Genomic DNA, 19,488 nt, shown 5'->3' on the forward strand with positions numbered 1-19,488 from the left:
GCGCTTGCGCCGTGCCGCCAGAACTTGAGACCAAGCAGGCCGAGGCAGCTAGTTTTCGCTCATCAAAACGTTGCCGACTTCATCCACCGAAACGCACCCTCGGTACTTGCCGGGAACTGGATCGTAGCGAAGCATCGTTTTGGCAACCTCCTCCGAAGTGAAGTATCCCGTAATCGTGAGCTCGCGCAACTGGCGCAGAAACGACGCGGAGGTCTTGCTTGGCGACTTCAAGAAGGAGAGCTGCTCGCTCTCCTCAAGGGAGACGAACCGTGCCTGCTGCAGTTTCGCCAGACCGCCCTCAAAGCGCTGCTTCTCATCATCCAGCATGAATTTCCCGAAAATCAAGTCGATGAACTGCGGTACTCCCACGTCGATCGCACCCGGCGTATCGCTACGAGGCAGAATCAGCTCAGATGCCACGCTCACGATACGCGCCTGGGCCTCACTCAAGTGCGTGGGCGACCACGATGCTCCCTTGCCCAGCTCTGCTCGCTGCGCATGAAGACTGCCCGCTATCGTTGACGAGGCAAGTGCCGACCCCAGAAGCAAAGCCGCCCTCTTGATCGCCTCTCGGCGGACCATTCCGTATCCACTTTCCTGATCTTTCATAGACTCGCTCATCTTAGAGATTTCCTTTCTTAAGTTCGTTCACTGCATGGTCGGCTGCCCGGGCAGTAAACGCCATGTAGGTCAAGGATGGGTTTTGGCAGGCGGAAGAAGTCATGAAGGCCCCGTCCGTCACAAAAACGTTGGGCGAAGCATGCACTTGATTGAAACCGTTGAGCACCGATGTCTTGGGATCGCGCCCCATGCGAGCCGTTCCCATTTCATGGATACATTGACCAGGAGCCGAAAGCGTATCGAAGCCACGTATGTCCTTAAAGCCCGCTGCCTCCAAGATTTCGATAGCGGAGGCTTGGGCGTCCTTGCGCATCGCCATTTCGTTTTCCTTGTAATCGCAATCGAAGGTCACCGTGGGCAGCCCCCATTTATCCAGATTTTCGTAGTCGAGGGTCATCTTGTTGTCGTGGTAAGGCAGGTGCTCGCCCCAAGCTCCCATGCCCATGCGCCAAGGACCCGGCTGGACGAGGTCGGCTTTGAATTCGGCCCCTAGGCGATCGAATTCGCCAATCCCGCGAGCCCAATTCGTACGGCTGGCGCTTCCTTGGTAGCCATAACCTCTGACAAAATCGCTCCGATTCGTATCCTTGCTCACATTACGAAAACGAGGAATATAGAATCCAGTAGGCCGACGTCCGCTGTAATACTGGTCTTCAAACCCGTCGATCACGCCGCTGGCTCCCACTTTGAAGTGGTGGTCCATCAAGTTGTGTCCCAGCTCGCCGCTGTCGTTGCCGAAGCCTTCGGGGAATCGATCCGACTTTGAATTCATCAAGATGTAAGTCGAGGCCACCGCCGAGGCGCAGCAAAAGATCACCTTGGCGAAGTACTCGATCACCTCGCTGGTCTCCGCATCGACAATACGCACGCCAATGGCTTTGCCTTTCTCATTGTCGTAGATCAATTCGCTCGCGATCGAAAAGGGGCGCAACGAAAGATTTCCAGTGGCGTAAGCCGCCGGCAGCGTCCCCGAGTTACTGCTAAAGTATCCAGCGTAGGGACACCCTCGGATGCAGCGGTTTCGGGCTTGGCAAGGTCCACGGCCTTTGTGCGGGACGGTAAGGTTCGTGGTTCGTCCCATCGTAATAATCCGGTCGCCAAACTTCTTGCGAACTTGCTCGGCCGCATGCTCTTCCACGCAGTTGAAATCCCAAGGCGGAAGAAACTTGCCGTCCGGCAGATGGGCCAGCCCCTCTGCCTTCCCGCTGAGCCCGACGAACTCTTCGACATGATCATACCAAGGAGCAAGTTCCTTGTAGCGAACCGGCCAATCTACTCCGTGCCCGTCCTTGGCATTTGCGGTGAAATCAAGATCGCCCAAGCGGTAAGATTGTCGTCCCCAAAGCAGCGAGCGCCCCCCCACATGATAACCGCGCATCCAGTCGAAGCGCTTCGTCTCGTTGTAGGGATGGTCGATGTCGTCCACAAACCAGTGGGCGCATTGCGGGTGCGTGGTGTATCCGGTGCGCCCTTGCTTGGCCTGGCGAACTTGACTCTCTTTCGTCACTTTGCCGCGACCCTCGAAGTCGAAGGTATCCATCATAGCGGTCGGATACTCTCCGTGCTTCACGTCGCGTCCGCGTTCCAGCACGAGAGTCTGCAGGCCCTTTTCGCAAAGCTCCTTGGCTGCCCAGCCGCCGCTGATGCCAGATCCGATTACAATCGCGTCGAAAGTGTTCGCCGCCGTTCCCTTGCCTTGAATGTTCACTGTCTATTTGGGGTTTAGTATTGAATCGCCCCCTGACGGCACGCCGAAAGCATCAGGATCGAGCGAAGTCCAGGAAAGAAAGGGGGCACTGTCGAGGTAGACGGTTAGCAGTAAAAGGGGCGAATGACCTCCGAGTCAATGCCTACAGATGTAGCCAGATTATTAATCCGGGATCGACGCCGCACAAACGATTGGGCTTCCAGTACCGATCAGCGGCCCTTCAAAGCCTTCTTGAGCACCGGCTTGAAAACTTCCGCCTGGCGCCAGAAGCCGAGGTCGGTCGGGTGCGATCCGTCCACCGTGCCCTCGCTGTCGTCGCCGAACAAATGGTCGCCCTCGATGTAGTACAGGCGCTTCACGCCCGCGGACTTGAGCGTCCGGTAGGCTTCCTGCAAGGCCGCGTGGTTACGGTCGTGGAAGGCATCCTTCTCCGGGCGTATCCAGGAATTCGCGTAACGGCGATCCTCCACCAATACGATAGGCGTATCCGGATGAGCCTTACGCAATTGGTTGACCAGGGGAACGCAGCGTTCGCTGACCAAATCCGGCCCCATGTTGGGCAAGCAGTCGATCACGAAAACCGCCGCGTCCAAACGCTCCAAGAAATCGCCCACTTCCTTTTCCATACGACCGTTTCCGCCAAACCCGAGGTTCACCACCGGGCGATCGAAGTGGCGCCCCAAAATCGCGGTGTGCACCATGCCCGGACGCGAAGCGGCCACGCCGTGGTTGATGGACGTGCCGTAGAATACGATGGGGAGCTCTTGTCGCGGAGCCAAACCGCGGAACTCAGTCCCGGCGGGCACGCCAATCTCCAACTTGTTGACCGGATTGCGCAGCGGCAAGTAAGCGGCGTACTCGCGGAGCTCGGGAGAGATGTCATCCAGAAGCTTCGTCTCGACCTCTTGGGAATAAGGACGGGCCGCCTGCACCCAGCGCCACTTGCCCTCGCCGTCTCGAGCGTAAAGATCCAAGCCGCTCACCCCTGTCGCCGGAAAATGAGCCAAAGCGATCTTTTCGCTTCTCAGCTCGTAGCGTACCCAAATTTCGGATGCGTCCGTCTCGAAGCGGGCCATCATGCCAGTGGGCGACTCGCTGAGGTTCCAAACCGCTTCGCGCAGGGTCTCTTTGCCTTGGGCCGGAAATCGGTCAAAGTAGTTGAAACGTTCCTCTTCCGTCCACGCTCGCCCTTCCACGCCCCAATCGGAAACGTCATGCCAAACGAGTTCCGGCTTTTCCGTGTCCTCCGCCCACAAGGACGAGGCCAGAGCGGAAAGACAAATAACGAACGGGGTGAAGCAAAGGGTATGCAATCTCATAACTACAACGAACCCGTACAGGGTCACCAAGATCGGCTCAAGCCAATGCATACATAGAGCGAGAATCGATTTAGAAATTTCAATTACACAGACCCACCGCCTTCACCAACTGGCAAAAAAAAGAAGCTGCCCTCGCGAAGGCAGCTTCTGTCAAAGGATAGAAAACCGTTTCGGGAACGCTCCTAGAAACCGTTTTGCTTCACGGTTGCGGCGTACCACTTGGCCGAAGCCTTGGGCTGGCGCTCGCCGGTTTCGTAGTCGACCCAATGCAGGCCGAAGCGACGCGTGTAGCCTAGGGCCCACTCGAAATTGTCCATCATGCTCCAGCACATGTATCCACGCAGGTCGACGCCGTTCTGGATCGCCTCGTGGCAAGCGCCGATGTAGCCCTTGAGGAACTCCACGCGGCGGGTGTCGTTGAGGGCGACTTGGCGATCGTCCTCGCCCGGCATGGCGCAACCGTTCTCCGTGATGTAAATCGGCGGATGGTCGTAGCGCTTGTCGATCCACTCCAGCAGCTTCCGGCAACCCCAAGGCACGATGTTCCAGCCCATGTCGGTTTGCTCCCACTCCGGATCGCCCGCGAGCTCGACCTGCTGGTCTTCCATCATGCCGCCATTGCCCTTGATGTCGCCGGGACCGCTGACTTGCTGCTTCGGCTCCGACGCGATCATGGTCGTGTAGTGGTTCAAGCCGAAGAAGTCGGACGAGCCCTTGAGAAGCTTGGCGTCCTCCGGCGTGAACTGAGGCAAACGCTCGCCCACGCGCTCCCGCATCACCGCCGGGTAGTCGCCGAAGTAAACCGGATCCGCGAACCAACCGAGGAAGAACTCGAGGGCCCGCTGCGCGGCGGCCTTGTCTCCCTCCGAATCGCTGGCCGGCTCGCGCCAGTCGCAATTGTTGGTGATGCCGATCTGCCCCTTCTGATCGGCTTGGAATTCCTTGCGGTACACGTCCACGATGTAAGCGTGGGCCCGCAGCAAATTGTGGGCAGCTAGGTAGGGCTCGGATGCGGAAGCCCGCCCCGGCGCAAAATAGGCATTGCCATGACCGAGGAACGAGCTGCACCACGGTTCGTTGAGCGTGATCCAGTTCTTCACCCGGTCCCCAAAACGCTCGAAGCAAATGCGCGCGTAATCCGCGAAGCGGTAGGCGATGCTGGGCTTGAGCAAGCCATCTTCTTCCAGCTGCAAGGCCAGCGGCAAATCCCAGTGGAAAAGCGTGACCCAAGGCGTGATGCCCGCCGCGACGAGGCCGTCGATGAGCTTGTTGTAGAAAGCGATGCCTTCCTCGTTGATCTCGCCCTTGCCCTGCGGCTGGATGCGCGACCAAGAAATGGAGAAACGGTAGCAGCCCACTCCCATTTGCTTCATCAGCTCGATGTCCTCCTCCCAGCGATGGTAGTGGTCGCAGGCGACGTCGCCGGTGTGCCCCTCCGCCGTCTTGCCGGGGATATGGGAAAACGCGTCCCAAATGCTGGGCCCCCGTCCACCGGTAGCGGCAGCGCCTTCGATTTGGTAGGCCGCCGTAGCGGTGCCCCACAAGAATCCGTCTGGAAAAGTCTTCATAATTCGCAACATCCCCACAAAGCCGGGGATGCCAAGTCACAAACACCGTTTTCCAGGCGAACCCGCCCGTTTCCTCACCTTTCTTCCACTCGCACAAATGAGCGGATCAGAGCTTCAAGCGCCTGAAGCTGATCGCCGCAGCTCGGCCCAACAAGCGCCCGAACAAACGCCAAGCCCAACGCCTCCAAAACGGCAAGTGATCCACGTAAACGTAGCTGTACTCCATCTCCCGCACAGCGCCCCGCGTCCGCTTGAAGGCCTCTGCTCCGGAACTGCGGTGAATCCAACACCCCAAACGCTCCCCTTCCAACGTGAGCAAAGCTGTTAGCTGCCGATACAATCCCAATTGCGGCGACGCCTCCGTATCGTAGCCCAGAACTGGAGCCGTGATCCAGCCTTCGCAGCGATGGTACCCGACCACGCCGACCAGTTGCCCTCCATTACGCAAGCCAACGAATTTCAGAAATCCACAGGACGAGGCCGCGGTAAAGAAGGCGGCCGTAAAGTGGGGATTCAATGCCGTGTACTTCTCCAAATACAGCTTCCGGTAGAGTTCCTCCGCCCGCTCCCAATCAGCCCCCTCAAATTGTTCGCCTCGCGCCACCTCCAAACCTGACTTTTGCAAGAGTTCACAGTCGCGACGAAAATTGGAGCGATCACGCTGAGCTCCTGACGGCGTATCCAAAAGATAGATCACCCGACTCGCCAGAGCCAGGAACCCCGATTGCTTCAGAGACGCAATCAAGGCGCCATTACAGGTTTCGTTCAGCGAGCGAAAGACAATCGCTCGCTGAGGTTCGTCACCACCCAGGCGATCCCGAATGGATTCAATCCGCGACTCCAAGCCAGCAGGATAGAGGTTCGTCGAAAGCAGCCAGTTGTTTACGAAAACCACCCGCTCGCTGCCCGCCAACCTGAGCAAACCGCCAAGCAAGAGGATCACCCCTTTCAAGGGAAAAGCGAGGGAGCCGAGATCCCGCTCTTCTAACTCGTAAGCGGCATAGTCGAGGTACTGAGACCGTAAGGAGCAGACGTAACAATTTTCGTAACCCGTTTCTGGATACACAAAAGGAATGTCATCCCCTTCCCCTTCAAGGCTCCGCACATCCGCTTTCACATTTCGCACGAACTCGTCAACTCCCCTATCCAACAGGAGATGAAGATACGCTCGCCGAGCGAAACGCTCCTTTCGCCTGCTCTCCAAGAGCGAATCGTGTGGCTTACTCAATGGGTTCTCCATTCCAACAAAGGTCATGCACGAGCTCCTCCTCTAAGCTACGTCGATTCCACAAGGCCCGAAGCAGGAAGCCAAGGATCGTCACGCATTGCGCCAGAGCGGGTAGCGGATCCGCCCATCGGAAAACCACATCCTTGAAGTCGTCCCTCGCACCCACAAATAAACTGGGTAGTCGAAGTCCCTTGGGCTTCAGCCTCGTTTTGCCAAGAGGACTAGGCGCTCCATCAATAATCGCTCGAACCACGGCGGCGTCCTCCGCTAAGAGATGCAATCCACTCGTCGCTCGCGGATTGCACTCGATCGCCCGAGCCGTTCCCGCGGCATCTACGATAAAGTCAAACGAGATCTGGCCCGAGAAGGCGTTCGCTTCCACGAAGCGGCGTAGCCATTTCTCAGCCGAAGAACACTCCACTGCCTCGAAGGCGATCGAGGGTCCCGTCGCTGCCTCCTTGGCCAAGGCTTTATAAATCACGCCTGATAACACTCGTCCCTCACGGGCAATTGCGTAGGCGTGCAGCCCCTCGCCCTCGAGGAAGGTCTGCACCACCCACTGTCGTCCTCTGCCTTCCCATCTCAGATCCTTTCCTGAGACGATCTTGGTTTCGCATCCGAACCGTGAATACACCGGCTTTACCACATACTTTCGCGAACGATCTATCGCAGCCAAAACTTGCTCGCTCAACACCCACGTTTCAGGAACCGCTAAGCCCAGCTCATGAGCGTGCTCGATGAAACGATCCTTGCAGTGCAGTCTCTCCAAAATTGAAAACTCCGGAGCGAAGACCTGACAATAGCGAGACAACCGTCCCCGATGTCGCGAAATGTAGAAAATCTCCTCGCAAGTTGGCACTAGAATGCCAACCCCTTCAGCCCTCACGATTTCCAGCAGAGCGGCGATGAAGGCTGCTGTTCGAAACCGAGGCGAAGGCACCTTGTAGTATGCTTGCACATAGCGACTCGCTGCACAAAGCAAGCCTCCCTCGCTTTCCGCCACGACCACCGTCCATCCTCGCCTGCCAAACAGGCGACACATTTCCAGAGCCACCGGCGAACGGCCGCCGGTCACCAGCACAGTGCCCAGCCTTTCCCTCAACACGATCTCACCAGGCGACACTCCGCCTCCTCCAAAGATACGCGACAGTGCGACGGTACGAACTTCCAGTTCGGATGAGAGAGAGCTAAACGGTGCAGCTTCTCCAGGTTTTCCAACAAAGCTTTCCAGTCGTCATGGATCCACCGAGTCAGGCTACTGGGAGGACAGTTTCGCGAAATCGCCTGACTGCTCCAAGCCGCATCCGAAACCAGAAAGCAAGCGGCATCCGGACCACCCAGCATACAGGCGACTTGCCGCGGAGCATGCCCATCGATCAAGACGCACCTCACCTCGCCATCGCCAAAAAGGTCGTAAACCTTCCCAAACACTGAAAGCAGAGAGTCGAACACCATGGAAAGATCTTCCACATAATCGCATCGCGTCTCGAAATCGTCCGGCAATAGATCTCGACGAAACCCTAGCCGCCTTGGATGGCGAAGAGCAGATTCGTATCCAACCCTTGAACACAAAAATCGACTTTTCGCAAATAGCCGAGCACCCCCTATGTGGTCGGGATGGAAGTGTGAAAGCACCACTAAAGAGATATCCTCTGGACGCAACCCCAACTTCGCCAACCCCGCAACGACGCTCGTTTTCCTTGAAACATCAACGTTCATCACCCGAGCGTAGAGCCGCATCGAAAAGGACGCAGTCGCAGCGCCTATCTCGGGATCGTATCCAGTGTCGTACAAAACCCACCCCAACTGCGGATGCTTAAAAACGGAACAAAGGGCCGGAAAACCAACATCGCGCCAAGGAGACCCTCTCAAGCTCAGCGCCTCCTTTTGCGAGCAACATCCCGCGGCAAAAAACCGAACGCATTCGATACTATTCACCCTCAGCCTCCTTCATCGATTCGACGGTGCGTCGCACTCCCTCCTCTATCGTGCAGCACGGAACATAGCCCAAGCGCTCGCGAGCGTTCGAAATATCCAAAGTTTGGTCATGGCACAGGAGCCCCACCGTGTAGCGAGTGAGCGGTGGCTCCCCCAAGCCCAAGACTCTCGCTAGCGATTCAACTCCACTGCCGACACGTTTCATAAGCCAAACGGGCGTATTCAACTTTCGTGGACAAACACCAATCCCTTTCATCACTTGATCGAAGAAATCTGCGATAAGCACCGGCTGCCCATTAGATACATTGTAAACCTGCCTCCAAGCCGCTGGCTCCGCTTTCACCACGAGAGAAACCAGTTGCACAAGATTTTCCACATAGGTCAAATCCACCCAAACCTCCCCTTTTCGGGGCAAGGGGAACCAACCCTTGCGAGCGATCCGCAATACCCGTGGAATGATAGATCCATCGCCTGGACCAAAAATCCCCCGCGGGCGCAGGACGACCCAATCAAGCCCCTCCGCTTCCATGATCACCCGCTCCGCAGCTACCTTCGAACGCGTGTAGCAAGAGGGAGAGGGCTCCGCCAAAGCGGCCGACTCGGCTATCTCGAAGCGATCCCGAAAGTTGAAATAAACACTGGAGGAAGAGATATAAACGAGCTTTCCAATCCCATTCTTTCGACAGGCCTCAACAACATTCTTCGTACCCAATACATTGATACGATAAAATTTCTCATAGGGTCCCCATACCGACGAGAGAGCCGCCGCATGAACGACGATGTCCAAGCCTTCGAACGCCTGCACAAGACCTTGCCGGTCCTGCAGGTCGACCGACACGAATCGCAAGCCTTGAAGCTCCAGCCCTCTCCCTTTTTTCCCGTCGCGCCCCAAAGCCAGCACCTCATGCCCTGCGGCTTGCAAGCCGCGGCATAGGTGATGCCCCAAGAATCCGGTGGCTCCTGTAATTCCTATTCGCATTCGTACAAAGCTATATCTCAAAAAGTAGGCTCGCTATGGATACACCGGCCGAAGTTCCCACCAGCAGCAACTTGTCTCCCCTTTGCAATGGAGTTCTCTTCCGCAGCTCGTGCAAAGCCATGGGAATGCTCGCAGCGATGGTATTGCCCACCTGAGGATAGATTCGCAGCAGCTTATCCTCTGGAATGCCTAGCCGCTTTCCCAAAAGATCGACCGCAGGTCCGGAAGCCTGGTGGGGAACAACCGCTTTGATGTCTTTCCAACGCAAGCCTTGCTCCTGCATCAAGGAGGAAACCTGGGCGCCAAGGTGCTGGGAAACTAACTTGAAGAGCTGCTTCCCCTTCATCCTGAACAGGTAATTCTCGAGACGAAACGCCCGACGCGTCGGATGGTACAAGCTTCCGCCGCCTTTCAACTCCGCCAGTTCCAGCCCCTCAGGAAAAGTGCGCATCTTGAAGGCTAGGACCTTGCCCGCTCCCGCCTCTCGACTAAGCAACACCGCCGCCGCCCCGTCCCCCATCAAGGCAGCGCTTTCTGCGTCGGTGAAGTCGATGCCCGCGGAAGCGATTTCCGACGACACCAGCAAAACGCAGCGGGAACGGCCGGTGGAAATCAATTGAGCGGCGTGATCGAAAGCCACGAGAAAGGATAGGCACGTAGCGTTGATATCGTAAGCCGCAAGGTGAGAAGCGGAGTTATCCATCGCCCCCAATATGCGAGCCGCAGTGCAGGGAATCGGCTGTTCCGGAGTGCCGCTCGCGCAGATCAAGGTGTCGACTTCCCTCAGGTCGACCCCCGCCTCAGCCAATGCCTGCTTCGCCGCCATCGCGCCCATCTCCGACTGCGTTTCCTTTTCCACCCAGCGCCGCTCCAAAACCCCTGCATGACGGGCCGTCCAACCTTCCGCTCGACCCATCATACGATCCAACTCGGACGCGGACACAATCCGGGATGGCAGGTAGGCGCCGGTTCCAGCGACACCGAAAGTCATACTATTATCGTTCGTTTTGTTCATGAGCTACAAAGCCTTGGTTTTCTTCAGCAACCTACTTTGGCATCAGTTGCGCCAAGACCTCGCCTTTTAGCTTAAGCCAATAGCAAACAATGACTTAAGAAACCAACAAAATTGCAGTCTACTTTCGATGGACAAAAAATGCCAAGCGGCAACCGGCGTATCGCGCCCCCTAACCAATCCCCAACACTAGGACTGCTTTTCACGAAGCGAACTTAGAGAATTTCTGAATCCGTACTGAGAGTTCCTACGAATCATTAGTCGCTTGCCGGCAAGCTTACGTGGGACGCCCTCCGCGTTCCGTATTTGAACCTCAACTACGTAAGCTAATATGAAATCTGTGTGTGATCGTGTGTGGCGCAGCCTCGCTTGCAAAAGCGCGGCCTGCACGCTTGCAGGGCTCCTCCTCGGCGGAACCCTTGCCTCCCAAACCGAAGAGGAGGAAGAAGAGATATTTGAATTGAGCCCTTTCGAGGTAACTGGAGCGGCCGACGTCGGCTACCGAGCGACCTCGGTCTTGTCCGGCTCGCGTATCAATACGAAACTCGGCGCTACGGTAGGCGGAGCCCAAGACATCCGTTACATGCGAAGCTTGGTGGAGGACGGCGTCATTCCCAGCTCCGCCAGCTTCACTCCCGAAGGCCTCTTCAGCGAGCACGACCTACCCATCGGTGGGCTGGCTCCGGAGGGCTGGCTCTTCGACATCGCCGCCCAAGCCATGCCCTTCCACTCCAGCAGCCAGCCCAGAGTCGAGGCGCTTGCCCAACTCGGCTTCGTCTCGGGCATCGACGCCGCCACCTTCCAGCCCGCCCCCTTGAATCTGGTGGCCGTGGTCGACAAGTCCGGCTCTATGAACGGACAACCTCTTGATCTCGTGCGTAAAAGCCTCAAACAGGCAGTCAGCCAAATGGGGAGCGACGACCAAATCTCGATCGTACTTTACGGCAGCTCCACCGAAGTGCACTTGCAACCAACAGTAGTCACGGAAGATAACCGTACCCAAATAATGGATTCAATCGATAGAATCCAAAGCTACGGCAGCACTGCCATGGAAATGGGACTTCAGCTCGGCTACGAAACGGCAAGAAAAAGCCAGAAAACCTTCTCTGGTCGAACTCGCCTGATGCTCTTCACCGACGAGCGACCCAACGTTGGCCGTACCGACGCCCACAGCTTCATGAGCATGGCAAAAGCAGCCTCCGAGGAGGGAATCGGACTCACCACCATCGGCGTCAGCGTACACTTTGGAGCGGATCTCGCAGAAACGATCAGCTCCGTACGCGGCGGAAACCTCTTCTATTTCGAAGATCAGGAATCAATGGAAAACACATTCCGCAAGGAATTCGACACCATGGTCCTGGAACTTGCTTACGACATGAATCTGCGAATCGATCCTACCGAAGGAGTCTCAATCACTGGAATGTATGGAATCCCTGGAGACGCTGTAAGCTGGGAAGAAGACGGCAGCCTCAACCTCGAGGTGTCGACCCTCTTCGCCAGCCGCAACAAAGGAGCCATCTACCTAGGTTTCGGCCGGGCAGATCCTTCTGAGCAAGCTTCGCTCGGCGACGGTCCTCTCGCCACCGCCTCAATCACTTATACGCAGGCTGACAACCGAAAGAATCGCCACTCCGAGGTCCCCATCGTCTTCACTCCCGCAAACCAAAGACAAGAAGGCCTCCTCAAAGGCAGCTACCTAGTAGAGCAATACGCGTCGATGAAGCTTGCCACCCTCTTGTATGAATCGTCCCAATACGAGCAGGCTGCAAAGCTTGCCCTCGAATTCGCCGACAGGGACCTTCCCCTCGCCGACAAAGGTCTCGAGCAAGAATGCAAATTAGCCAATGAGTTCGCCAAGCACCTCCTCGACGACTGCAAGCAACGCGGCATCGCTGTCGCCGGCTACCATAAGGAAAAACGCAACGGCAAAAGCGATTCTCTCTTCGGTGAATGGGTCGAGCGCGACTCTGGCCTACTCGATGAGACCAAAGAAATACTGCGTATCACTCCCGAGCAAACCGCAGAGCTCTACGACTCTACCGAGACGAATCCGCTGCGCTTCATCGACGAATCAAGTATCGAGATCAGCCGTCGCTACATAGTATTCAAAGACTGGGGACAAATGTTTCGCTACCGCCTAGGCAAAGACACGCTTGAGCTGCAGGATGGCGACAAAACCACCACCTATAGGAGATCCCCCGGTCTCGCCCAAGTCCGAGAGAGCTCTCTCCTGGACCAACTGAGAGCGAAAGTAAGCGGCTTGCCCGAACCACGCGGGCCCGACGTGTTCTCCGCTACACGCTGAGGCACTCTATTGGAAGAGGAGGCAAAAGCGCAGTGAGATTCGACCTCGTGGAGTTGACCGGTTTGCTGGTTCGGAATCCTTTTACGGACCGCAGACAGAACTATGAAATCCCAGATCAAACTCCTGCTCCTCGCCCTCCTCACCATGAGCGCCGCATGCCAGCATACAGAATCACCGCCTCCCCCCACGCTCTCCCAACTGAGGGTAGAGGGCACTCAACTGGTCGACGCATCGGGCCAAGCCGTCGTCCTGCGGGGAGTCAGCTACGGCTGGCACAATTGGTGGCCGCGTTTTTATAACAAGGAGAGCGTACAGTGGCTGAAGGACGACTGGGGAGTCGACGTCGTTCGCGCGGCTATGGGCATCCACTACGACGAGCCGGAGCTCACCTACAACGCCGAGCCCGAGAAGGCGGTGGAAATCATCTCGAAAGTGATCGACGGTGCCATCGAGAGCGGGGTCTACGTCATTATCGATTTCCACAGCCACCATCTGGAACTGGAGCTCGCCAAGACCTTCTTTGCTGACATGGCAAGCAAGTATGGCGAGTATCCAAATGTCATATACGAGATCTACAACGAACCAATTCACGACTCCTGGGAAGAAGTGAAAGCCTACGCGGAAGAGGTCATCGCAGTCATTCGCGAGATCGATCCGGACAACGTCATTCTCGTGGGCAATCCCCACTGGGACCAGGACTTGCACATCGTGGCGGACAACCAAATCGAGGGCGTATCCAACATTATGTACACGCTGCACTACTACGCGGCAACCCATGGCGACTACCTCCGCGAACGCGGCGACTACGCTCTCAGCAAAGGAGCCCCCATCTTCATCTCTGAGTCCGCTGGCATGGAAGCCTCGGGCGACGGCCCCATGGACTACGAAGCGTGGCAAGTCTGGCAGGACTGGGCCGAGGAGAGGAAGATCAGCTGGATCACTTGGTCAGTCTCCGACAAAGACGAAACCTGCTCCTTCCTCAAACCCAGCGCCTCGTCCAAAGGCGGCTGGAGAGAGAAGGATCTGCAAGAATCCGCCAAGGCCACGCGAGCCATTCTGCGTCAGAAAGCAGGACTCGAATAACTCTAGAGGAATTCTTGCGACGTGTCATACGCCAAACGTAGCGCCGTGCTTTAGCCGGCGTCCGCGCTGCAGGATCCAAAGTTCCTCGCGGGCCTAAGCCCCGGAGCTACTTGCCCAAAGCGTTCACAATGGTGTCGACGTTGTACTTGAACATTCCCAAGTAGGTGCCGACGTCGTACCGCTCCCCATCGGAGCCTTCGTGCATTTCGCCGAGCGCTCCTAAGGCGTCGGAAAACAATTCTCCGCCCACCGAGGCGCCAGAATCGCGGCTGATCCGCTCGATGGTAGCGGGCGACACACTGCTCTCCACGAAAATGGCCGGAATCCGGCGCCGCTTTATGAAGTCGGCCGTGTTGGTGATGTCGGCAATCCCCGCCTCCGTCGCGGTCGACACGCCTTGTACGCCTACCACTTGAAACCCGAACGCTCGGCCGAAGTAGTTGTAGGCATCGTGACTCGTCACCAGCACCCGAGCGCTTTCTGGAATCGCCTGGATTCTCTCCCGGGCCCAAAGCGCCACCGCTTCGACCTCGGCACTGTAGAGTGCAGCCCGCTGCTCGAATACAGCCGCCTTGCTGGGATCCGCTTTAGAGAGCGAGCTCTTCACCGCGTCGATCACGAACGCCCAAAGCTCAGGGTCGAACCAGACGTGCGGATCGTGGGCATCCTCGTAGTCTGCCGAGGCGAGCAAGCGGTCTTTCGGAATGGCCTCGCCCACCGCCACAACGGTGCGGCCCTGCTTGTTCACCTTGGAGAAGGTTTCCGCCAAACGCCCCTCCAGGTGCAGCCCGTTGTAGAGAATCAAGTCGGCCCGCTGCAGGGAAATCACGTCGCGGGCCGTCGCCTTGTAGAGGTGCGGGTCCACGCCCGGACCCATGAGAACCGTGAGGTCGACGTCCCGCCCGCCCACGTTTCGCACGATGTCCGCGATCTGGGAAGTACTCACCACTACCCTCAGTTTCCCGTGGACAGCTGTCGCGGCGAAAAGCCCGATTGTGAGAAGGAGGACGCGTAAAAGGATCGAGTTCATATCTAGTACAAAGAAGCAGCCCGTGTTGTGCCAATTTCTTTGAGACCCTGTCAATCGCAACTTTGATCTATCAAAATTGGAAATTTCCTGAGAAAACCGGCTCATTTCCGGAAAGTGGCGAGCATTTGAGGGCATACGGGCTTGACAGCACCACGGGGCGACGACCATTTTCTCGCTCTTTTTCCAATTTTCACGTCATGAGACCTACATTCAGACCACATCGCCTCAAGAGAGTACGCAAGATCGGCTTCCGTGCCCGCATGGCCACCCGCGGTGGACGTGCAGTCATCAAAGCACGCCGCAAGAAGGGCCGCGCCCGTCTCTCCGTCGCGTAACCGCGCAGCGTCTACACGCCCGATCGGCTCGACCATGGTCAGGAGATTCAAACTCCGTCCTGTTAGCCGTTTGCGCCGCAACGCCGACTTCCTACAAATTCGGAGTCATGGCAAGCCCTACCGCTGCCAGTACTTCGCCCTATTTTCCCGCATCCGTGCTGTCGAAGGCACGGATGTTTTGTGTCCGCGTATCGGCATCTCCGCCGCCCGACGCGTAGGCAACGCGGTCACCCGCAACAAGATCAAGCGGCGCTTCCGCGAGCTGTTCCGCCTGCACCAGCACGAGCTTCGCCCAGAGGCCGACATCGTGCTGAGCCTGCGCCAACCCGCCGGCAAGGCCAGCTACCAGGAGCTGGAGCAGCGCTTCCTGCACGCCCTCAAATTCAAGAAGCTGCTCAAGCGGAACGAAGCGCCGGAGGAGCGTTCCCAAGTCGAGGAATAGCTTGCTAGCTCCCAAGCCGAGCCTTTTATGAGCGCTTTCCTCTGACGGAAGCTCGTCGGACACCCAAATTTTCCCAGCACATCGATGGACAAGAAGAACACTATAATAGGGGTATCGCTGCTGATCGCCGGCACGGTCCTCATGTTCAAGAACGGGCAAGAAGCTCAAAAGCAACGCCTCCTCGAGGAACAGGCCGCTCGCGAAGCCGCTGAAGCCGCCGCCCAATCGGCCCCCGCCCTCAACGAAGACGGCACGCCTGTCGAACCAACTGCTGCCCCAATCAACGGAGCGCCGGCTCCCACCGCCATCGTCGCCAACGGCCACGCCCAGATCGAGGTCAACGACGAGAAGTCCGGCGAGGAGATCGCCGTCCTCGAGAACGGCCTCGCGGAATTCCGCTTCACCAACTACGGCGGCGCCCTGCGCGAAATCGTGCTCAAGGACCAGCCCAAGACCCTCGACAGCGACGAGCCGTACATCATGAACCACCTGCGCTACGCGCCGGCCCTCAACCTCACCACCTACCTCGGCGACGCCCGCAGCATTGCCTTCGAGACAATCTCCTCCTCCAGCGACAGCGTCACCTACCGCGGCGTGCTCAACGACCAGCTGGAAGTCATCCGCACCTACCGCATTTCCCAAGAACTCACCGGCCCCTCGCCTTACACCGTTTCCCACGAGCTCACCGTGCGCAACCTCACCGACGGCCTGCTGCCGCTCGGAGAATTGCTCATCAACATCGGTACCGCCGCGCCCTCCGGCTCCCAGGACCGCTTCCTGCAAACCTTCGGCTACTCCAACGGCGAAGACGTAGAGTTCACCGAGCAAAGCGACTTCATGGGCGGTGGATTCCCCGGATTCCGCAAGGACCCCAAGGACCTCGAACAAGTCAGCGACCGCATCGTTTGGGCCTCCATCAAGAACCAGTTCTTCATCACCCTGCTCACCCCAGGCGAACCGGGAGCTGGGTACGTGGCTCGCCCCGTCGACTTCCCGGGCAGCACCGACAGCGAACCCAAGACCGGCATCACCGCCGACGTGAAACTCGAGGCCATCAACCTCCCGGTCGGCGCCAGCGTCACCAAGACTTTCGACTTCTACGCCGGCCCCAAGGAACACGGCCGCATCGCCAAGCTCAAGCAAGGCCAAGAGCAAGCCATGCAATTCGGCTTCTTCGGCTTCATCTCCAAGATCCTCCTCCAGATCATGAACTGGCTGCACGGCATGGTCGGCAACTGGGGCATCGCCATCATCCTGCTCACCCTCATCGTTCGCGGCTCCCTGCTCCCCATCACCCTCATGAGCATGAAGTCCATGAAGAAGATGTCCAAGATCTCCGAGCCCATGAAGGCCGTTAAGGAGAAGTTCCCCGACGACACTCAGAAGCAGCAGCAGATGATGATGGAGCTCTACAAGCTCAATAAGGTGAACCCGGTGGCCGGCTGCTTGCCCATGCTCATGCAGATCCCCATCTTCTTCGCCCTGTTCTACATGCTGCGCAGCGCCGCGGAGCTCCGTTTCGCCGACTTCCTCTGGATCGCCGACCTCTCCAAGCCCGACACCGTAGCCACCATCCCGAACATGCCGTTCTTCGGCGATTTCGCGGTCAACCTGCTCCCCTTCGTCTGGCTCGTCTCCCTCGCCTACCAGATGTGGACCATGCCCACCCCATCGGTGGACAACGCTCAGGCCAAGATGATGAAGTTCATGCCCTTCATCTTCTTCCCCTTCACTTACACCTTCTCCTCCGGCCTCGTGCTCTACTGGACCGTGAGCAACGTTTTCACCATCGGCCAGCAGTGGCTCGTCAAGCGTGGCGGCGAAGAGTTCGACGTCATCCTCCCTCCCGCCCTCAAGAAGGCCATGGACGGTGGCGACGACAAAAAGAAGCGCCGCAAGAAGAAGTAAGCCCCCAAAAATTCAACCCAATCCCTAGCATCTAGGACCGAAAACCCGAAAGCATATGGCAGGACATAGTAAATGGGCCAACACCAAGCACCGCAAAGCGGCCGTCGACGCCAAACGCGGTAAGATCTTCAGCCGTCTTTCCAAGGACATCACCATGGCGGCCAAGGCCGGCGGGGGCGACCCCGACGCCAACGCCAAGCTGCGTACCCTCCTCAACAAAGCCCGCGCCGCCAACATGCCAGCCGACAATATCGACCGCGCTGTCAAAAAGGGCACCGGCGAGCTCCCCGGCGTCGTCTACGAAGAATTCGTCTATGAAGGCTACGCCCCTAACGGCGTCGCCGTAGTCGTGGAAGTCACCACCGACAACAAGAACCGGGCCGCTTCCGAGATCCGCTCCACCTTCACCAAGCGCGGCGGCAACCTGGCCGGCGCCAACGCGGTCGCCTTCATGTTCAACCGCTGCGGCCAGTTCCTCATCGCCAAGGACCAGACCGACGAGGAAAAGCTCATGGACGTCGCCCTGGAAGCCGGAGCCGAGGACATCAAGGTCGAAGACGAAGGCTTCGAAGTGCTCGCGCCCATAACCGAGTACGACTCCGTTTCCCAAGCCCTCTCCGACGCCGGCATCGAAGTCGCCAGCTCCGAGCTCGCCTACTTGGCGGAGACGCTCACGCCCATCGACGACGCAGCCGCAGCCAAGTCCATCATGGCCCTGATCGACGCCCTCGACGACTTGGACGACGTGCAAAACGTCTTCCACAACGCCGACTTCGCCGACGGCCTCCTCGACGACGAAGAGTAGACTGGTGGGCCGGCCGCTCCCGCGGGCGGCTGACAGGAAGCAGTCTAGCCGCAAAACCAAAATCGCGACACAAGGTCGCTTCCCACAAGATCCATTTAGCAAAAAAGGCCGTCCCATTTCGGGACGGCCTTTTGATTTCTGAAAGTCTACTCTAGTCCTACGACTGCTGCGAACGGTACTCCTCGAGCAGGCGGACGACTTCGTCGAAGATGTCGGCGGGGACCGTGTTGTTGCGGATGAGCGAGTACGCTTTTTCCGAAGCCTTTTCCCAAGACTCGGTGACCGCTTCGTCGAAGTCGCGGATCTTCAAGCCCCACTTTTCCTTCATCACGCGGATGGCTTCTTCGTTCTCCTCGCGTCCCGCCAAAGTCATTTCGCGGCCGTAACGGCGGGCGGATTCAAGCATGACGGCTTGGTCTTCCTCGGAGATGCGGCTCCAAGCCTGCTCGGATACCACGATGGCTCCCACGATGGGAGTGTAACGAATGTCCAACATGTAAGGAGCGGGACGGTAGCTCTGGGTAGCCAGAGCAAAAAACGGCGGTAATGGTACGATGTCCACCAAGCCGGTCTGCAAGCTGGAGGTCACCTCGGTGGCGTCGATCGGTACCGGGCGGAAGCCCATGTTCTTGAGCAAGTCGGTCTGCTTGTTGTCGCCCGCCCAAGTGTAGAGCTTGCCCTTCTTCATGTCCTCGGGCGTGGAAAGCTCCTGCTTGCTGAAGATCTTGACCCAGCCGGAATCGACCCAGCTCAAGACGATGAAGCCCTTTTCCTTGATGCGGGCTTCGAGCTTGGGCCCGAGCTTTTCCATCACGTATTCAAGTTCTTCATACGTGTGAAACATCATGGGAATCTGCTGCAAGCCTGCCACTCCGGGGTCGATGTCCGCGAGGCCAACGCCCGAGATGAGGGCCGCCTGCAGTTGGTTGACGCGCATGCGGTCGATCATGGCCGTCTCGCCGCCCTGTACGCCGCCGGAGAATACGATGAGGTTCACCTGCCCGCGCGTTTCGTCCTTCCACTCCTGCCCCATCTTGCGCAGCGACTTGTCGAAGGACGAATCCTTGGGCGCCAAGGTGCTCAGGCGAATATTCATGCGACGGGCGTCGGCGTCCGGCGTGACCGTGAAAGTGGCCGCGGCGATGGCGCCGAGGGCTAGGATACGGGTAAATTTCGAAAATACAGTCATCATACGAGAGGGTTTGAA

17 protein-coding genes are annotated in these 19,488 nt (G+C 57.9%); 6 read left to right on the forward strand and 11 right to left on the reverse strand.

Annotation, left to right across the window (positions count from 1 at the left end; all coding sequences use genetic code 11):
* Positions 1–48 precede the first annotated feature (48 nt).
* The 9 genes from IEN85_RS15385 to IEN85_RS15425 all read right to left on the reverse strand — a co-directional run bounded on the left by IEN85_RS15385 (position 49) and on the right by IEN85_RS15425 (position 10,376).
* Positions 49–609 carry a gluconate 2-dehydrogenase subunit 3 family protein gene (locus IEN85_RS15385; RefSeq protein ID WP_191617988.1) on the reverse strand — a complete coding sequence of 187 codons (561 nt, stop codon included), beginning with the start codon at positions 607–609 and terminating at the stop codon, positions 49–51.
* Positions 610–622: 13 nt separating this feature from the next.
* Positions 623–2,329: a GMC oxidoreductase gene (locus IEN85_RS24800; protein ID WP_191617989.1), complete on the reverse strand. Its 1,707-nt coding sequence runs from the start codon at positions 2,327–2,329 to the stop codon at positions 623–625.
* 209 nt (positions 2,330–2,538) lie between these two features.
* On the reverse strand, positions 2,539–3,648 hold the full coding sequence (locus IEN85_RS15395; RefSeq protein ID WP_191617990.1) for an SGNH/GDSL hydrolase family protein: 1,110 nt from the start codon (positions 3,646–3,648) through the stop codon (positions 2,539–2,541).
* A gap of 182 nt (positions 3,649–3,830) precedes the next feature.
* The gene (locus tag IEN85_RS15400; RefSeq protein WP_191617991.1) at positions 3,831–5,216 is read right to left on the reverse strand and encodes a GH1 family beta-glucosidase; all 1,386 of its coding nucleotides are present in this window, start codon (positions 5,214–5,216) and stop codon (positions 3,831–3,833) included.
* 106 nt (positions 5,217–5,322) lie between these two features.
* The gene (locus IEN85_RS15405) at positions 5,323–6,444 is read right to left on the reverse strand and encodes a GNAT family N-acetyltransferase (protein ID WP_191617992.1); all 1,122 of its coding nucleotides are present in this window, start codon (positions 6,442–6,444) and stop codon (positions 5,323–5,325) included.
* Complete coding sequence (locus IEN85_RS15410) at positions 6,437–7,567, reverse strand: ATP-grasp domain-containing protein (RefSeq protein WP_191617993.1); 1,131 nt, start codon at positions 7,565–7,567, stop codon at positions 6,437–6,439. The genes IEN85_RS15405 and IEN85_RS15410 overlap by 8 nt, the downstream gene beginning before the upstream one ends.
* Entirely contained in the window at positions 7,543–8,382 is an 840-nt protein-coding gene (locus IEN85_RS24985; RefSeq protein ID WP_425503171.1) for an MBL fold metallo-hydrolase, read from the reverse strand. Before IEN85_RS24985 ends, IEN85_RS15410 begins: the two co-directional genes overlap by 25 nt.
* The gene (locus IEN85_RS15420; RefSeq protein ID WP_191617995.1) at positions 8,375–9,361 is read right to left on the reverse strand and encodes an NAD-dependent epimerase/dehydratase family protein; all 987 of its coding nucleotides are present in this window, start codon (positions 9,359–9,361) and stop codon (positions 8,375–8,377) included. Before IEN85_RS15420 ends, IEN85_RS24985 begins: the two co-directional genes overlap by 8 nt.
* Before the next feature lie 10 nt (positions 9,362–9,371).
* Positions 9,372–10,376 carry a 3-oxoacyl-[acyl-carrier-protein] synthase III C-terminal domain-containing protein gene (locus tag IEN85_RS15425; protein WP_191617996.1) on the reverse strand — a complete coding sequence of 335 codons (1,005 nt, stop codon included), beginning with the start codon at positions 10,374–10,376 and terminating at the stop codon, positions 9,372–9,374.
* Positions 10,377–10,704: 328 nt separating this feature from the next.
* On the opposite strand from IEN85_RS15425, the gene IEN85_RS15430 reads away from it, so the two are divergent.
* Positions 10,705–12,678, forward strand: a complete 1,974-nt coding sequence (locus IEN85_RS15430) for a vWA domain-containing protein (protein ID WP_191617997.1) — start codon at positions 10,705–10,707, stop codon at positions 12,676–12,678.
* 102 nt (positions 12,679–12,780) lie between these two features.
* On the forward strand, positions 12,781–13,761 hold the full coding sequence (locus tag IEN85_RS15435) for a glycoside hydrolase family 5 protein (protein ID WP_191617998.1): 981 nt from the start codon (positions 12,781–12,783) through the stop codon (positions 13,759–13,761).
* Between the two features lie 106 nt (positions 13,762–13,867).
* Here the strand turns inward: IEN85_RS15435 and IEN85_RS15440 are convergent, their stop codons facing one another.
* Positions 13,868–14,791, reverse strand: a complete 924-nt coding sequence (locus IEN85_RS15440) for a metal ABC transporter solute-binding protein, Zn/Mn family (RefSeq protein WP_191617999.1) — start codon at positions 14,789–14,791, stop codon at positions 13,868–13,870.
* 197 nt (positions 14,792–14,988) lie between these two features.
* On the opposite strand from IEN85_RS15440, the gene rpmH reads away from it, so the two are divergent.
* The 4 genes from rpmH (at position 14,989) to IEN85_RS15460 (ending at position 18,281) form a co-directional block, all read left to right on the forward strand.
* Positions 14,989–15,126, forward strand: a complete 138-nt coding sequence (rpmH, locus tag IEN85_RS15445; protein WP_191618000.1) for a 50S ribosomal protein L34 — start codon at positions 14,989–14,991, stop codon at positions 15,124–15,126.
* A 34-nt stretch (positions 15,127–15,160) separates the two neighbouring features.
* The gene (rnpA, locus tag IEN85_RS15450) at positions 15,161–15,568 is read left to right on the forward strand and encodes a ribonuclease P protein component (protein ID WP_191618001.1); all 408 of its coding nucleotides are present in this window, start codon (positions 15,161–15,163) and stop codon (positions 15,566–15,568) included.
* Between the two features lie 84 nt (positions 15,569–15,652).
* Positions 15,653–17,476 (forward strand): membrane protein insertase YidC, encoded by a 1,824-nt coding sequence (gene yidC, locus IEN85_RS15455; protein ID WP_191618002.1) that lies wholly within the window; start codon positions 15,653–15,655, stop codon positions 17,474–17,476.
* A 55-nt stretch (positions 17,477–17,531) separates the two neighbouring features.
* Complete coding sequence (locus IEN85_RS15460) at positions 17,532–18,281, forward strand: YebC/PmpR family DNA-binding transcriptional regulator (RefSeq protein WP_191618003.1); 750 nt, start codon at positions 17,532–17,534, stop codon at positions 18,279–18,281.
* A 157-nt stretch (positions 18,282–18,438) separates the two neighbouring features.
* On the opposite strand, the gene IEN85_RS15465 is transcribed toward IEN85_RS15460, so the two are convergent.
* Positions 18,439–19,473: a TRAP transporter substrate-binding protein gene (locus tag IEN85_RS15465; RefSeq protein WP_191618004.1), complete on the reverse strand. Its 1,035-nt coding sequence runs from the start codon at positions 19,471–19,473 to the stop codon at positions 18,439–18,441.
* Positions 19,474–19,488: the final 15 nt, after the last annotated feature.

The organism is Pelagicoccus enzymogenes, from assembly GCF_014803405.1.
Taxonomy (GTDB): domain Bacteria; phylum Verrucomicrobiota; class Verrucomicrobiia; order Opitutales; family Opitutaceae; genus Pelagicoccus; species Pelagicoccus enzymogenes.

Excerpts from the sequence above, each read along its gene's own strand:
- IEN85_RS15385 (WP_191617988.1), bottom strand. The coding sequence starts at position 609 with ATGAAAGATCAGGAAAGTGGATACGGAATGGTCCGCCGAGAGGCGATC.
- IEN85_RS15395 (WP_191617990.1), bottom strand. The coding sequence starts at position 3,648 with ATGAGATTGCATACCCTTTGCTTCACCCCGTTCGTTATTTGTCTTTCC.
- IEN85_RS15400 (WP_191617991.1), bottom strand. The coding sequence starts at position 5,216 with ATGAAGACTTTTCCAGACGGATTCTTGTGGGGCACCGCTACGGCGGCC.
- IEN85_RS15420 (WP_191617995.1), bottom strand. The coding sequence starts at position 9,361 with ATGCGAATAGGAATTACAGGAGCCACCGGATTCTTGGGGCATCACCTA.
- IEN85_RS15425 (WP_191617996.1), bottom strand. The coding sequence starts at position 10,376 with ATGAACAAAACGAACGATAATAGTATGACTTTCGGTGTCGCTGGAACC.
- IEN85_RS15430 (WP_191617997.1), top strand. The coding sequence starts at position 10,705 with ATGAAATCTGTGTGTGATCGTGTGTGGCGCAGCCTCGCTTGCAAAAGC.
- IEN85_RS15435 (WP_191617998.1), top strand. The coding sequence starts at position 12,781 with ATGAAATCCCAGATCAAACTCCTGCTCCTCGCCCTCCTCACCATGAGC.
- IEN85_RS15440 (WP_191617999.1), bottom strand. The coding sequence starts at position 14,791 with ATGAACTCGATCCTTTTACGCGTCCTCCTTCTCACAATCGGGCTTTTC.
- rpmH (WP_191618000.1), top strand. The coding sequence starts at position 14,989 with ATGAGACCTACATTCAGACCACATCGCCTCAAGAGAGTACGCAAGATC.
- rnpA (WP_191618001.1), top strand. The coding sequence starts at position 15,161 with ATGGTCAGGAGATTCAAACTCCGTCCTGTTAGCCGTTTGCGCCGCAAC.
- yidC (WP_191618002.1), top strand. The coding sequence starts at position 15,653 with ATGGACAAGAAGAACACTATAATAGGGGTATCGCTGCTGATCGCCGGC.
- IEN85_RS15460 (WP_191618003.1), top strand. The coding sequence starts at position 17,532 with ATGGCAGGACATAGTAAATGGGCCAACACCAAGCACCGCAAAGCGGCC.
- IEN85_RS15465 (WP_191618004.1), bottom strand. The coding sequence starts at position 19,473 with ATGATGACTGTATTTTCGAAATTTACCCGTATCCTAGCCCTCGGCGCC.